This is a genomic window from Solimonas aquatica (assembly GCF_900111015.1).
In the GTDB taxonomy this organism is placed as follows: Bacteria; Pseudomonadota; Gammaproteobacteria; order Nevskiales; family Nevskiaceae; genus Solimonas; species Solimonas aquatica.
The window spans coordinates 132,237-146,381 of the sequence record NZ_FOFS01000001.1 but is presented as its reverse complement, the minus strand read 5'-3'; the positions used below and the strand labels follow the sequence as shown (position 1 = coordinate 146,381).

General features: G+C 65.0%; 9 protein-coding genes. 2 read left to right on the top strand and 7 right to left on the bottom strand.

The genetic code is table 11. From position 1 onward, the window contains the following. Window positions 1-48 precede the first annotated feature (48 nt). Window positions 49-1,275, bottom strand: a complete 1,227-nt coding sequence (locus tag BMY12_RS00625) for a porin family protein (RefSeq protein ID WP_093280642.1) — start codon at window positions 1,273-1,275, stop codon at window positions 49-51. A gap of 342 nt (window positions 1,276-1,617) precedes the next feature. Continuing rightward, window positions 1,618-3,066, bottom strand: a complete 1,449-nt coding sequence (locus BMY12_RS00620; protein WP_143068789.1) for a sensor histidine kinase — start codon at window positions 3,064-3,066, stop codon at window positions 1,618-1,620. 329 nt (window positions 3,067-3,395) lie between these two features. Between BMY12_RS00620 and BMY12_RS00615 the strand changes: the two genes are divergently transcribed. Then, window positions 3,396-5,426, top strand: a complete 2,031-nt coding sequence (locus BMY12_RS00615; RefSeq protein WP_093280639.1) for a sigma-54-dependent Fis family transcriptional regulator — start codon at window positions 3,396-3,398, stop codon at window positions 5,424-5,426. A 138-nt stretch (window positions 5,427-5,564) separates the two neighbouring features. Here the strand turns inward: BMY12_RS00615 and BMY12_RS00610 are convergent, their stop codons facing one another. The 3 genes from BMY12_RS00610 to cysC form a co-directional block, all read right to left on the bottom strand. Next, window positions 5,565-9,035: a pyruvate carboxylase gene (locus tag BMY12_RS00610; protein ID WP_093280638.1), complete on the bottom strand. Its 3,471-nt coding sequence runs from the start codon at window positions 9,033-9,035 to the stop codon at window positions 5,565-5,567. A gap of 140 nt (window positions 9,036-9,175) precedes the next feature. Beyond that, on the bottom strand, window positions 9,176-10,366 hold the full coding sequence (gene sat / locus BMY12_RS00605; protein WP_093280637.1) for a sulfate adenylyltransferase: 1,191 nt from the start codon (window positions 10,364-10,366) through the stop codon (window positions 9,176-9,178). 36 nt (window positions 10,367-10,402) lie between these two features. Then, the gene (gene cysC / locus BMY12_RS00600; RefSeq protein WP_093280636.1) at window positions 10,403-11,020 is read right to left on the bottom strand and encodes an adenylyl-sulfate kinase; all 618 of its coding nucleotides are present in this window, start codon (window positions 11,018-11,020) and stop codon (window positions 10,403-10,405) included. Window positions 11,021-11,161: 141 nt separating this feature from the next. On the opposite strand from cysC, the gene BMY12_RS00595 reads away from it, so the two are divergent. Beyond that, window positions 11,162-12,040 (top strand): LysR family transcriptional regulator, encoded by an 879-nt coding sequence (locus tag BMY12_RS00595; protein WP_093281597.1) that lies wholly within the window; start codon window positions 11,162-11,164, stop codon window positions 12,038-12,040. Window positions 12,041-12,095: 55 nt separating this feature from the next. Here the strand turns inward: BMY12_RS00595 and clpX are convergent, their stop codons facing one another. Together clpX and clpP are read right to left on the bottom strand one after the other, a co-directional pair. Further along, window positions 12,096-13,367 carry an ATP-dependent Clp protease ATP-binding subunit ClpX gene (gene clpX, locus BMY12_RS00590; RefSeq protein ID WP_093280635.1) on the bottom strand — a complete coding sequence of 424 codons (1,272 nt, stop codon included), beginning with the start codon at window positions 13,365-13,367 and terminating at the stop codon, window positions 12,096-12,098. A gap of 90 nt (window positions 13,368-13,457) precedes the next feature. Beyond that, window positions 13,458-14,075, bottom strand: a complete 618-nt coding sequence (gene clpP / locus BMY12_RS00585; RefSeq protein WP_093280634.1) for an ATP-dependent Clp endopeptidase proteolytic subunit ClpP — start codon at window positions 14,073-14,075, stop codon at window positions 13,458-13,460. Window positions 14,076-14,145 lie beyond the last annotated feature (70 nt).

Below are 14,145 nucleotides of genomic sequence, written 5' to 3'. Positions count from 1 at the left end.
CCGTGACAGTGCGCAACGACGACGATACAAACGCCGCCGGACCGCTGATCAGAACGACAGATAAGCGCCGACGTTGAAGTTGCTGCTCTGATTCTCCGCGCCGTTGTGCGCCTCGGTTTTCACGCCGCTGAATTCACTGAGCAGGGTGAGGTTGGCGGTGAGCGCGTGATACACGCCGAAGGTGTACTTGCTGTTCTTCTCCAGCAGGTTCGGCCGGGTTGCCTTGTCCGTGGCATTGGCATAGTCGAGCTTGGACACGCCGTAGTTGGCACCGAGCTTGGTCTTGCCCAGGGTGCAGGTGGCCTGCAGCAGATAGCCGTCGGAGTCGCGCGCATTGCCCAGACCATCGTCGGCCAGCACGAACAGCGCGGTGGTGCCCAGCCCCGAACCCTTGTAATAGCTGGCCAGCAGATCAACGGCACCGAGCTTGGCCTTGGCGGTCACGTCGGCCGCGAAGCTGTTGTAGTCACCGCCGTTGCTGGGCAGCTGCTGCTTCTGGCTGATGAAGGCGCTCGACAGATAGTAGCCGGCATAGGTCCAGGCCAGCTTGCCGTGAAAGCCCGGCGTGCTCTTGGCGGTGGCGGAGGCCTGGAACAAGGGCTCCACCGGATCGAACACGCCCAGGGTCAGCGTCAGGCCGGAGAAGCTGGGCGTGGTGTAGTTCATCTGCGCCAGCGTGTCGGTGTAGACATAGCCGAAGCCGATGGAACCCAGCGTGGTATTGGCCGGCGCACCGGAGCCCGCGGCACCGGAGACACCGACGCCCGGCAGCGTCATGTCATTGATGATGGCATCGAAGCCGAACAGACCGAAGTTGCGGCCCAGCGTGAAGGTGCCGATATCGGCATTGCCGACCGTCATGTACACCTGACGCACATCCATGCCCGTGGTGCCCAGCGCGGTATTGCTGCTGCCGCTCTGCAGATTGGGGCTGCCGCCGTCGTTGGTGCTGATGCCCGGATACAGGCCGAAATGCGCCGCGATGTTGTAGCCGCTCTGCTGCGTGGCGATGCCAAAGCTCAGCGCCGCCGGCAGCAGACCGTTGCTGACCGAAGACGCACTGCTTTCCCCGCCGCTGTCGACGGTGCAGGCGCCACCCACCGTGATGATGTTCGCCGGACTGCTTTCACAACTGGAATGAATGTAATGAACGTTGACGTTGCCGTTGACGGTAAAGCTCCAGTCGCCGGCATCGAGTTCGATTGCGGCGGCCTGTGCCGAGATCAGCGTGAGCGCAAAGCCGGCCAGACCGTACTTCGGTAATGAAGAACGCATAACCCCTACTCTCCTCGAATGTGATTGACGAACCTGCGGCGGGTTCGTACAGCCCTGGTTCGCAGACATAGCTCCGCCGCGGGCCGGCACCGATAGCGCAAGCCATATGCCATTCGCGGCATTGCCTTAAGTCATTGTTTTGTCAGCAGGGGAAACTCAAAAACGGCGCAGGCCCGGGCGACCATGCGAGCGCTGACACGCAAGTGTCACGTCGCTGGCGCGGCAGACTGTCACGGCGATGAGGCGCAGGCCCTGAGACGTGAGCGCTGAGACAGACGGGTTTGCGTCGCATCGCGTAGCCGGCCGCTCAGGATGAGAGACACAGCGCTTGCAGCGCAGCTCTCAAGCCTCGCGGGCCACGCCATCCAGCTGCGAGCAGGCGCGCAGCTGCTCGTCGCGACGCGTGGCGTGCTCGCCGCTCAAGGGCAGCTGCACATGCAGCCGGCAGCCCAGACCACGCGCGCTGTCCACCTGCAGGCTGCCGCGCAGGGCGTCCACGCGCTCGCCCAGGCCGGCCAGGCCCATGCCGCTGCGCCGCCGGTGCACATCAAAGCCGCGACCATCATCGGCAATGCACAGCTGCAGCTGCGTGGCCTGCATCTGCACGCGCACCAGCACCTGTCGGGCATCGGCATGACGCGCAACATTCGACAGGGCTTCCTGGACGATGCGGAAGACATGAATCGCCAGCTCGTCGTGCACGCGGCTGCAGCTCTCGTCTATCTCCAGCTGCAGCGTCCAGCCCTGATGGTGACGCTGCCATTGCTCGCCCATGGCGCGCAGGCTCGCCGCCAGCCCCAGCAGATCCAGGGCCGGCGGGCGCAGGCGCTGGATCAGGCGGCGGCTGATGCAATGCACCTCGCCGACCAGACCGTGGATGCGCTGCAGGCCGCCCCGCAGCGCCGCCTGCGACGAGGCTTGTGCGAGACCTTGCAGACAGGCCGTTTCCACTTCGATGGCGGCGACGTGCTGTCCGATCTCGTCGTGCAGCTCATGCGCCACCCAGCGCCGCTCCTCTTCCTGCACGCCCAGACGCTGCAGCAGGAGACGACGATTCTGGGTGCGCGCCTGTGCGAGCTGGCGCGCCAGGGCGCTCACCTGCGCCAGCAGGCGCTGCAGTTCCGGCGTGCCATCCAGCGCCCGCGGCAGCTGCAGTTCGAACTCGCCTTCCTGCATACGCTCCAGCGCCAGCACGATGCCGGACAGGGGACGCAGGGCATAGGACAACCAGGCAAACACCAGCAGATTGATGACGAAGGCCATCGCGATCAGCAGCAGCAACAGGCCGCGCACCGTTGCCCAGGCTTCGCCGATCTCATTGCCCGGCATCGGCAGCAGGCGCAGCAGCAGACGCGGCTGTGCTTGTGGCCAGCCGCGCTGCACGGTGGCCGGCAGCGGGCCGATGCCCTCGGCAAACCAGGCGGGTGCGCGCGGCGCTGCGGAATTGCCGCACTGGCCGCTGTAGTCGTCGGCCTCCACGCGGCTCAGCACCACGCAGAGGTGGCGGCTGTAGGCGTAGGCCTGCGCCCAATCGTGCAGCGCCGCTTCGGCGCTGGCTTCGTCCAGGTTCGCCAGCAGGCCGAGACTGATATCGAGGCTGCGCTCGGCCGCCGCCATGCTGGCCCGGATTTCCTCGCCCACCGAGCGCCGCGCTTCACGCACCGCGAGCAGACTGGCCACACTCAGGCTGGACAGCAGAACCAGGGCGATGCCGGCGGACAGGCGCCAGCGCAGATCGGCGCGGCGCCAGAAATTCAGACTGCGGTCCCGGGACACTCGGGCATTGCTCATGATCTGGGGCTCTCCGGATGCCGGCAAAGCACCGGCATCTGCTGTTTTTGGACAAATCATGGCAAGCCCCGCGCCAAACCGGACGCCGCATGTACCACACTGATTTTCATCAACTTATATACCTGGAGCCGTCACACTCCAAGGCAGGCTGTGACAGCCGGGACGCATTTGCCAGCATGGCTGTCACGACCTTGACACAGTTTCAGAGCGCTTCGGTTTGTCCTTATTGACGCTTTTTTACCCGGCAGATACGGTCTGCTGCACTGATAGTCCACTGGCTGTACCAGGCGCGTGACGCCTGCCACGGTGGCAAGACGATGAGGAGAGCGATGGGCGAACCACAAAGCTTGGTGCAGCACGCACGCGAAGTCATGAGTCTGGTCGGCGAGTTTCCGCGTCTGCCGACACAGTTCGACAAACCCGTCATCTATTCCTGGCTGCGCTGTGCCAAGGAACACCATCTGCGTCCCGATGGCCCCATGCACACCGCCGTGGTGGAGAACGTGCAGCTGCGCGAACGCCAGCAGCGCATCGAAGACCTGGTGCTGATTGCCCGCGCCGAGATGGACTCGCTCTACGAGCAGATTTCCGGCTCCGGTTATGCGTTGCTGCTCACCGATGCCAGCGGCGTGATTCTCAGCGAAAAGGTCGATCCCACCCTGCGCGACAGCTTCCGCAAGGCGGGACTGATCGCCGGTGCCAACTGGAGCGAGCAGCACGAGGGCACCAATGGCATCGGCACCTGCATCACCGAGCGCCGGCCGATCACCATCCATCGCAACGACCACTTCCGCGCGCGCCACATCGGCCTGTCCTGCTCAGCGGCGCCGATCCGCGACACCGGCGGCGAGCTGATGGCGGTGCTGGATGCTTCCTGCGTCGGCTCCGACGACAGCAAGGCCAGCCGCATGCACACCGTGGCGCTGCTGAGCATGTCGGCGCGCCTGATCGAGAAATGCCTGTTCCTGCGCCGCTTCCGCAACAAGCGCGTGATCCGTTTCCACAGCCGCCCGGAATTCGTGAACCTGCTGCACGACGGCGCCCTGGCGGTGGATGCCGACGGCCGCATCACCGCCGCCGATGACACCGCCGTGGCGCTGCTCTCGGTGGACTGCCGCAGCGACCTGATCGGCCGTCCGGTCAATGAAATCTTCGACGTTTCCAATCGCGAACTGGAATCCGGCATGGTCATGCCGCGCCAGCCGATTCTGCCGGTGCGCGATATGACGCATGGCCGGCGCTATTACATGAGCCTGCACGCGCCGCAGCTGGAACAGCGCAGCGCGCGCATCAACATCAGCGGCAAGGTGCTGGCCATCGAACCCAGTCGCGGCGAATCGCGGGTGCACAGCCTGGAAGAACTCGCCGGTCAGGATCCGACCATGCTGCGCAATGCCCGCTGCGCGCAGCGCATCGCCGCCTCCAAGGTCTCGGTGCTGATCCAGGGCCCGACCGGCAGCGGCAAGGAAGCCTTCGCCCGCGCCCTGCATCTGGCCAGCGATCGCGCGAATCAGCCCTTCGTGGCGGTCAATTGCGCGGCGATTCCGGAGTCCCTGATCGAGAGCGAGCTGTTCGGCTATCGCGCCGGCGCCTTCACCGGCGCGCGCCGGGAAGGCATGCGCGGCCTGATCGCGCAATCCAGCGGCGGCACGCTGTTCCTCGACGAAATCGGCGACATGCCGCTGACGCTGCAGACCCGCCTGCTGCGCGTGCTGGAAGAACAGGAAGTCACCCCGCTGGGTGGCGAGGCGCCGGTGAAGGTGAACCTGCGCATCGTCAGCGCCTCGCACCGGCCGCTGCGCGACATGATCGCGCGCGGTGAATTCCGCGAGGATCTCTTCTATCGCCTGAACGGCATCACCCTGAGCCTGCCGGCGCTGCGTCAGCGCGAGGATCTGGAAACGCTGATCCATCGCATCCTGGCCGAGGAGGCCGAACCGGGCCGCCCTGCCGGCATCGAGGCCGAAGCCTTCCGCCGTCTGGCCCAGCACGACTGGCCGGGCAATGTCCGCGAGCTGCGCAATGTCATCCGCACCGCGCTGGCGATTGCCGAGGCCGGCGTGATTCGCGTCGCCGATCTGCCGGCCGAGCTGCAGAGCCGCGCCATGTCCTCGCCGATGGAATTGCTGAGCAAGGTTCCGGTGCTCAGCTCCACCACGATCAACACCGGCGCCGAGGCCGAGAACCCGCTGATGGTGGCCGAGCGCGAAGCGCTGCTGCGCGCCATCGCCGCCAATGCCTGGAACATGACCAATACCGCGCGCCAGCTGGCGATCAGCCGCAACACGCTCTACCGCAAGCTCAAGGCCCACGGCATCGCCGCCGAGACCCTGCGCAGCGAGGGCCTGGCGCGGCGCTGACCAGCCCATCGAGCAGGCAAAGACCAGAGCATCACGCCAGGGCGCAGGGAACGCCCAGGCGAAAACAAGGAACTGGCTGCGCCTGATCCCGATACCGCGGCAGGCGCGTATCGGGATCAAGCCTTGCAGGGCCTGGCCTCAGTCTTCGAGCACCAGCAGCAGATCCTTGGTGTTGACGGCATTGCCAGCCGTCACCAGCACCTGCTTGACGCGACCGGCACGCGGCGCGGCGATCACGGTTTCCATCTTCATCGCTTCCAGCGAGATCAGCGGGTCGTTCTGCGCGACCACGTCACCCACCTTCACCGCCACGCGCGAGATCATGCCCGGCATCGGCGCGCCGATCTGGCTGGGATCACCGTCCACGGCCTTGGGCCGTTCGCTGGCCGAGGCCTTGGCGTCGGCACGCGCGACCCGCACCGCACGCGGCTGGCCGTTGAGCTCGTAGAACAGCTTGGACGAGGCGTCCTCGTCGGCGCGGCCCTGCAGGCGGATCACCAGCACCTTGCCCTTGTCGATGTCGACGCTGATCTCTTCCTGCTCGCGCATGCCGTAGAAGAAGGCCGTGGTCGGCAGGCGCGAGACATCGCCGTACAGCTTCACGTGCTCGGCGTAGTCCTTGTAGACCTTGGGATACATCAGGTAGGAGGCCAGCTCGGTATCGGACAGCTCCTGGCCCAGAGCCTTCTCGGCATCGCTGCGCGCGGCTTCCAGATCCACCGCCGGCAGGCTCTTGCCGGGCCGCTCGCTGAGCGCCGGCTTGCCCTTGAGAATCTTGTTCTGCAGCGCACTCGGCCAGCCGTCCGGCGGCAGGCCCAGCTCACCACGGAACAGCTGCACCACGGACTCGGGGAAGTCGATGCTCTTGCCCTCGTCCTCCACCTCGTGCGGCGTGAGGTTGTTGGCAACCATGAACAGCGCCATGTCACCGACCACCTTGGAAGTGGGCGTGACCTTGACGATATCGCCGAACAGGCGGTTCACATCGGCATAAGCCTTGGACACTTCCGACCAGCGCGACTCCAGACCCAGGGCACGCGCCTGCTCGCGCAGGTTCGTGTACTGGCCACCCGGCATTTCATGGCGGTACACATCGGCGGTGCCGGAACGGATATCGGCCTCGAAGGGCGAGTAATAACGGCGCACGCCTTCCCAGTAATCGGAGAGCTGCTGCAAGGCGTCGAAATCGATCTTCGGATCCCGCTCGCTGCCGGAGAGGCTGGCGGCGATGGCGCCGAGATTGGGCTGCGAGGTGAGGCCCGACATCGCATCCAGCGCGCCGTCCACCGCATCACAACCCGCCTCCACCGCCGCGAGCACGCTGGCGGCGGCGATGCCGCTGGTGTCGTGGGTGTGGAAGTGGATGGGCAGGCCCACCTCGTTCTTCAGCGCGCGGACCAGCTCGCGCGCCGCACGCGGCTTGCAGACGCCGGCCATGTCCTTGATGCCCAGGATGTGCGCGCCGGCCTTCTCCAGCTGCTTGGCCATGTCCACGTAGTACTTGAGGTTGTACTTCGGGCGCGAGCCGTCGAACAGATCGCCGGTATAGCAGATGGTGCCTTCGCAGACCGCGCCGGACTCGATCACCGCGTCCATGGCCACGCGCATGTTCTCCACCCAGTTGAGCGAGTCGAACACGCGGAAGATGTCCACGCCGTTCTTCGCCGCCTGCTGCACGAAGAACTTCACCACGTTGTCGGCGTAGTTGGTGTAGCCCACGGCATTGGCCGAGCGCAGCAGCATCTGGAAGGGAATGTTCGGCACCGCCGCGCGCAGCTGCGCGAGACGATCCCAGGGGCATTCCTTCAGAAAGCGCATCGCCACGTCGAAGGTCGCCCCGCCCCAGCATTCCAGCGAGAACAGGTTCGGCGCCAGACGTGCGTAATACGGCGCGATCTCCACCATGTCGCGGGTACGCATGCGCGTGGCGAACAGCGACTGATGCGCATCGCGCATGGTGGTGTCGGTGAGCAGCACCTGCTTCTGGTCTTTCAGCCACTGCGCAAAGCCCGCCGGCCCACGCTCCAGCAGGATGTCGCGCGTGCCCTTGGGCACCGGCTGCGACAGCGCCAGCTTGGGCAGCAGCGGCTCGGGCAGCGGCAGCTGCGGCGGCTTGCGGCCCTTCATCTCCGGATTGCCGTTGACCGTCACCTCGCCGATGAAGCGCAGCAGCTTGGTGGCGCGGTCGCGGCGCGGCGTGAACACGAACAGCTCCGGCGTGGTGTCGATGAAGCGCGTGGTGCACTCGCCGGACTTGAACAGATCATGGTTGATGACGTTTTCCAGGAACGCCAGATTGGTGGACAGGCCACGGATGCGGAACTCGCGCAGGGCGCGGTCCATGCGCGCGATGGCGTCACCCGTGGTCGGCGCCCAGGCGGTGACCTTCACCAGCAGGGAGTCGTAGTAAGGCGTGACCACGGCGCCGCCGTAGGCCGTGCCGCCGTCGAGGCGGATGCCGAAGCCGGCCGGGCTGCGGTAGGCGAGCAGACGGCCGTAGTCGGGCGTGAAGCCGTTCTCCGGGTCCTCGGTGGTGACGCGGCACTGCAGGGCGTGGCCGTTGAGCTTGAGCTGATCCTGGGTCGGCAGCGCCGGCACATGATCGTGGGCGGGATCGCCGATTTTCGCGCCCTCGGTGACGCGGATCTGCGCCTTGACGATGTCCACGCCGGTGACCTGCTCGGTCACGGTGTGTTCGACCTGGATGCGCGGATTGACCTCGATGAAATAGAACTCGGCGGTGTCGGCGTCCATCAGGAACTCGACGGTGCCGGCATGCGAGTAGTTCACCTGATTGCACAGACGCAGCGCCGCGCCGCACAGCTCCTCACGTTGCGCAGCGGAGAGATAAGGCGCCGGCGCACGCTCCACCACTTTCTGGTTGCGGCGCTGCACCGAGCAGTCACGCTCGAAGAGATGAATCAGATTGCCGTGCGTGTCGCCCATCACCTGCACTTCGACATGGCGGGCGCGGCGCACCAGCTTCTCGACGTAGACCTCGTCATTGCCGAAGGCGGCCTTGGCTTCGCGGCGCGCGGTCTCCATCTGCACCGCCAGCTCGGCTTCGGAATCGATCACGCGCATGCCGCGACCGCCGCCGCCCCAGCTGGCCTTCATCATCACCGGATAGCCGACCCTGGCCACCAGCTTCTTGCACTCCTCCAGATCGTGCGGCAGCGCCGGCGAGGCGCGCAGCACCGGCACCTTGGCGGCCTCGGCGGCCTTGCGCGCGGCCACCTTGTCGCCCAGGGTGCGCAGCACCTCCGGCGAAGGACCGATGAACAAGATGCCGGCGGCGGCGCAGGCCTCCGCGAAATGCGGATTTTCCGAGAGGAAGCCATAGCCCGGATGGATGGCATCGACATGCGCATCCTTGGCGATGCGGATGATGTCGGCGATATCCAGATAGGCAGCGATGGGCTTCTGTCCCTTGCCGACCAGATAGCTTTCGTCGGCCTTGAAACGATGCAGGGCGAAGCGATCCTCGTGGGCGTAGATCGACACCGTGCGGATGCCCATCTCGGCGGCGGCGCGCATCACACGGATGCTGATCTCGCCGCGGTTGGCCACCAGCAGTTTGCGTATCGGTCCGGTCTTGACGCTGCTCATGATGAATCTCTGTGTTTATCGGTTCGTGAGGACGGGATACTGCCGACGTTACGCAGGAATCAGGCCATACAAAAGTAAAGCCCGCCGCCAGAAACTGGCGGCGGGCCCGACGACCCTGCGCGGCTACGGGCAGCCCGTAATTATGCCTTGCGGTCGAGTTCCTGGTAGTAATCCATCAGGATTTTAGCCACTTCCGGACGCGAGAACTCGGGCGGCGGAGCGATGCCCTGACCCAGCATCTGGCGAACCTTGGTACCTGAAAGATTGATGAAGTCATCCGGCACATGATCCGGCGCTTCACGCATCATCACCACGCGGTTGAGCTTCTTGCTGTAGGCGGTGTTGTCGGCGCGGAAGATCTGGATGTCCAGCGCACCGGCCGGCACCTTCTCGTCGAAGATGGTCTGGCCGTCGAAGGGACCGTAGTAGTCGCCCACGCCGGCGTGGTCGCGGCCCACGATCAGATAGTCGGCGCCCATGTTCTGGCGGAACACCGCATGCAGCACGGCCTCGCGCGGGCCGGCGTAGAGCATGTCGAAGCCGTAGCCGGTGATCATCACCGTGTTCTTCGGGAAGTAGTTTTCCACCATGGTCCGGATCGCGGCGTCGCGCACCGGCGCCGGGATGTCACCGGCCTTGAGCTTGCCCAGCAGCATGTGGATCACGATGCCGTCGGTGCCCAGGCGCTCGTGCGCCATGCGGCACAGCTCTTCGTGGGCGCGATGCATGGGGTTGCGGGTCTGGAAGGCCACCACCTTCTTCCAGCCGCGTTCGGCGATCTCGTTGCGGATTTCCACCGCGGTGCGGAAGGTGTCCGGAAACTCGCTCTGGAAGTAGCTGAAGTTCAGGACGTCGATGGGGCCGGACAGCAGAGTGTTGCCCAGGGCCAGGAAGGTCTGCACGCCCGGATGCTTCTCGTCCAGGGTGCCGAAGATTTCCTTGGCCATCAGCTTGAGTTCGTCATCGCTGACGGTCTCGATCTTCTGCACGTCCATCACCGCCAGCACCGGGTGACCTTCGACGTTGGGGTCGCGCAGCGCCAGGCGGCCGGTCTTCACCCCGGCTTCCTTGGTGAGGTTAACGATCGGCACCGGCCAGAACAGGCCGCCAACCGTCTTGAGGTTCTTCGCCACGCCCAGCGCATCGGCCTTGTCCATATAGCCGGCCAGCGGGTTGAAGTAGCCCGCGCCCAGCATCACGGCGTTGGCGGCGGCGGCGGAGTTGAGCAGCAGGCTGGGCAGGCTCTCGGCTTCCTTGGCCAGCTGCGCATGACGCGCGTTGTCGTAGACGAAACGGGGCAGCAGGGTGTCAGAGCCGTGCGGCTTGATCATGGGGATTCTCGAATCGGAGACGTTTAAGGGGAAAACTCAGGCCGGCAGGATGCCGCGCGCCTGCAGCAGCTTGAGCAGGGCTTCGACTTCCTGCTCCAGGCTCATCTGGTGACTGGGCAGCACCAGCTCGGGCTTCTCGGGTGCTTCGTAGGGATCGTCGATGCCGGTGAAGTTCTTGATCTGACCGGCGCGGGCCTTCTTGTACAGGCCCTTGGGATCGCGCTTCTCGGCCTCCGCCAGCGGCACATCGACATAGACTTCGATGAAGTCCATGCCGGCATCCTCGTGCAGCTTGCGCACCAGATCGCGGTCGGCGCGATAGGGCGAGACGAAGCTGGACAGCACGATCACGCCGGCGTCCACGAACAGCTTGGCGATCTCGCCGATGCGGCGGATGTTCTCGGCGCGATCCTCGGCCGAGAAGCCCAGATTCTTGTTGATGCCCAGGCGCACATTGTCGCCGTCCAGGCGATAGGCCAGACGGCCCTGCGCATAGAGCACTTTCTCCAGCGCCACCGCCACCGTGCTCTTGCCGGAGCCGGACAGGCCGGTGAACCAGAGCGTGGCGCCCTTCTGCTTGAGCAGCTGGCCGCGGTCGGCACGGCTCACTTCACCTTCGTGCCAATGCACATTCGTCGCTTTCTGTTCGGTCACGCTGGGAGTTCCTGAGGATGGTGTTTGTTTGGCGACTGCGGGTTCACAGTCCACTGAAGATTGTAGGCCTGGGCCACGCATAAGAAAAAGGCAAGATAGCGATACGATCCTTCTCTTTTCTTCATGGCAGAATGGCCGGGCATGAACCTCAACCATCTCGCCATCTTCCAGGCCGTGGCGCTGCGCGGCAGCATCAGTGCCGGCGCCGCGCAGCTGCATATCAGCCAGTCGGCGGTGTCCAAGCAGCTCGCCGAGTTCGAGCGTGCGCTGAAGGTGAATCTCTTCGACCGCCTGCCGCGCGGCGTGCGGCTCACCGAAGCCGGCAAGCTGCTGCTGGGCTATGCCAACCGCCTGTTCGCCCTGGAGGCCGAAGCCGAACAGGCCCTCGGCGACCTGCGCCAGCTCACGCGCGGACGCATCGCCATCGGCGCCAGCCGCACCATCGGCGCCTATCTGCTGCCGCCGCTGCTCGCGGAGTTCCGCCGCCGCCATCCGGCGGTGGAGCTGTCGCTGCAGGTGGAGAACACCCGTGCCATCGAAACCAAGCTGCTGGCCGGCGAAATCGATATCGGTTTTGCCGAAGGCGTGGAAGGCAGCGAGCTGCTCGAATACCGGGTCTTCGCCCAGGACGAGCTGGTGCTGATCGCAGCGCCCAAGCATCCCGCCTGCCGGCGCGCGCCCCTGCCGCTGTCGGCCTTGAGCGAGTTTCCGCTGTTCATGCATGAGGTGGGTTCCGGCACCCGCGCGATCACCGAAAAAGCCCTGGCCGGCAAGCGTCTGGCCATTCGCCCGGCGATGACCCTGGCCAGCAGCGAGGCGATCAAGCAGACCGTCGCCACCGGCCTGGGCCTGGCGTTTCTCTCGGCGGTGGCGGTGCAGACCGAACTGCGCGCGCACACGCTCACGGTGGTGCCGGTCAAGAATCTGAAGATCGAGCGGCCGCTGTATCGGGTGAGCCTGCGCAACAGCAGCCCCAGCGCCTCGCTCAAAGCGTTCCTGGGTCTGCTCGGCGGCGCCTGAAATGCAAAGAGCCCCTTGCGGGGCTCTTGCGACTGCTTCGTGCGCTTGCCGGGCTTTACGCCGCCGAACTCTTCTCGCGCTTGGCTTCGGCGTTCTCGTAGACGATGAAAGGCTTGGCCTCACCCTTCACCACCGCCTCGTCCACCACCACCTTGCTGACGTTCTGCATCGACGGCAGGTCGTACATCACGTCCAGCAGCATGTTTTCCATGATGGTGCGCAGGCCGCGCGCGCCGGTCTTGCGTTCCTTGGCCTTGCGCGCGATGGCGCGCAGGGCGTCGTCGCGGATTTCCAGCTGCACGCCTTCCATGTTGAACAGCTTGGCGTACTGCTTGACCAGGGCGTTCTTCGGCTCGCGCAGGATGGACATCAGGGCCACCTCGTCCAGCTCTTCGAGCACCGCTGCCACCGGCAGACGGCCGATGAACTCCGGAATCATGCCGAAGCGGATCAGATCATCCGGCTCGACCTTGGCCATCAGCTCGTTGATGTGCTTGCTGTCCTTGTCCGACTTCACCTCGGCGGCAAAGCCGATGCCGGTGCGCTCGGAACGCTGCTGGATGACCTTGTCCAGGCCCGCGAAAGCGCCGCCGCAGATGAACAGGATGCTGGCCGTGTTGACCTGCAGGAACTCCTGCTGCGGATGCTTGCGGCCACCCTGCGGCGGCACGCTGGCGATGGTGCCTTCGATCAGCTTGAGCAGGGCCTGCTGCACACCCTCGCCGGAGACGTCGCGGGTGATGCTGGGGTTTTCGCTCTTGCGCGAGATCTTGTCGATCTCGTCGATGTAGACGATGCCGCGCTGTGCCTTCTCGACGTCGTAATCGCACTTCTGCAGCAGGCGCGCGATGATGTTCTCCACGTCCTCGCCGACATAGCCGGCTTCGGTCAGCGTGGTGGCATCGGCGATGGCGAAGGGCACATCGAGCAGGCGCGCCAGGGTCTCGGCCAGCAGGGTCTTGCCCGAGCCGGTGGGACCGATCAGCAGGATGTTGCTCTTGGCGATTTCCACCCCGTCCGTGCCTTTCAGCGACAGACGCTTGTAGTGGTTGTACACCGCCACCGAAAGAATCTTCTTGGCCGTTTCCTGGCCGATCACGTATTCATCCAGCACCGCACGGATCTCGTGCGGCTTGGGCAGACCCTTGGTCTGCGGCTTGGCGTGGACTTCCTCGCGGATGATGTCGTTGCACAGGTCAACGCACTCATCGCAGATATAGACCGAGGGGCCCGCAATCAGCTTGCGCACCTCGTGCTCGCTCTTTCCGCAGAAAGAGCAGTACAGCACTCGGCCGCTGTGGGCACCACCTCGCGTTTCATTGCTCATTTCACATCCTCGTCCGGACCGCTAACGTCCGGCGACTTCTGTATAGCACAGCGTCATTCTTCTGCAAAACTTCAGCCTCGGGCGTCCCGTTCAGGCAGCCGAACCGCTACGCTGGGCCAGAATGTGGTCGATCAGCCCATATTCCTTGGCGGCCTCTGCGTTCATGAAGTAGTCACGCTCCACGTCACGCTCGATCTTGTCCAGCGCCTGACCGGTGTGCTCGGCCATCAGCTTGTTGAGCCGTTCGCGCAGATAGAGGATCTCGCGGGCCTGGATTTCGATGTCGCTGGCCTGGCCCTGGGCGCCGCCCGAGGGCTGGTGGATCATCACGCGGGCATTGGGCAGGGCATAACGCTTGCCCTTGGCACCGGCCGACAGCAGGAAAGCGCCCATGCTGGCCGCCTGACCGATCACCATGGTCGAGACGTCCGGCTTGATGAAACGCATGGTGTCGTAGATCGACAGGCCGGCGGTGATCACACCACCCGGCGAGTTGATGTACAGGTGGATGTCCTTGTCCGGGTTTTCCGATTCCAGGAACAGCAGCTGCGCCACCACCAGATTGGCCATGTGATCTTCGATCGGGCCGGTGATGAAAATCACGCGCTCCTTGAGCAGGCGCGAAAAGATGTCGAAGGCGCGCTCGCCGCGGGCGGTCTGTTCGACCACCATCGGCACCAGCTGGGAGCGGGTCAGCATATCGGTCATGGCAGGCTTCTTGAGGTCCGGTAGGTGTGACAATCTGGGGGGATTTGGCAGGCGTCCCCACTACCGTAGT

Bases quoted from the DNA above. Each gene is read 5' to 3' on its own strand.
- sat (WP_093280637.1), bottom strand. From the start codon at position 10,366: ATGATCAAGCCGCACGGCTCTGACACCCTGCTGCCCCGTTTCGTCTAC.
- BMY12_RS00625 (WP_093280642.1), bottom strand. From the start codon at position 1,275: ATGCGTTCTTCATTACCGAAGTACGGTCTGGCCGGCTTTGCGCTCACG.
- BMY12_RS00620 (WP_143068789.1), bottom strand. From the start codon at position 3,066: ATGAGCAATGCCCGAGTGTCCCGGGACCGCAGTCTGAATTTCTGGCGC.
- BMY12_RS00610 (WP_093280638.1), bottom strand. From the start codon at position 9,035: ATGAGCAGCGTCAAGACCGGACCGATACGCAAACTGCTGGTGGCCAAC.
- BMY12_RS00615 (WP_093280639.1), top strand. From the start codon at position 3,396: ATGGGCGAACCACAAAGCTTGGTGCAGCACGCACGCGAAGTCATGAGT.
- BMY12_RS00595 (WP_093281597.1), top strand. From the start codon at position 11,162: ATGAACCTCAACCATCTCGCCATCTTCCAGGCCGTGGCGCTGCGCGGC.
- clpX (WP_093280635.1), bottom strand. From the start codon at position 13,367: ATGAGCAATGAAACGCGAGGTGGTGCCCACAGCGGCCGAGTGCTGTAC.
- clpP (WP_093280634.1), bottom strand. From the start codon at position 14,075: ATGACCGATATGCTGACCCGCTCCCAGCTGGTGCCGATGGTGGTCGAA.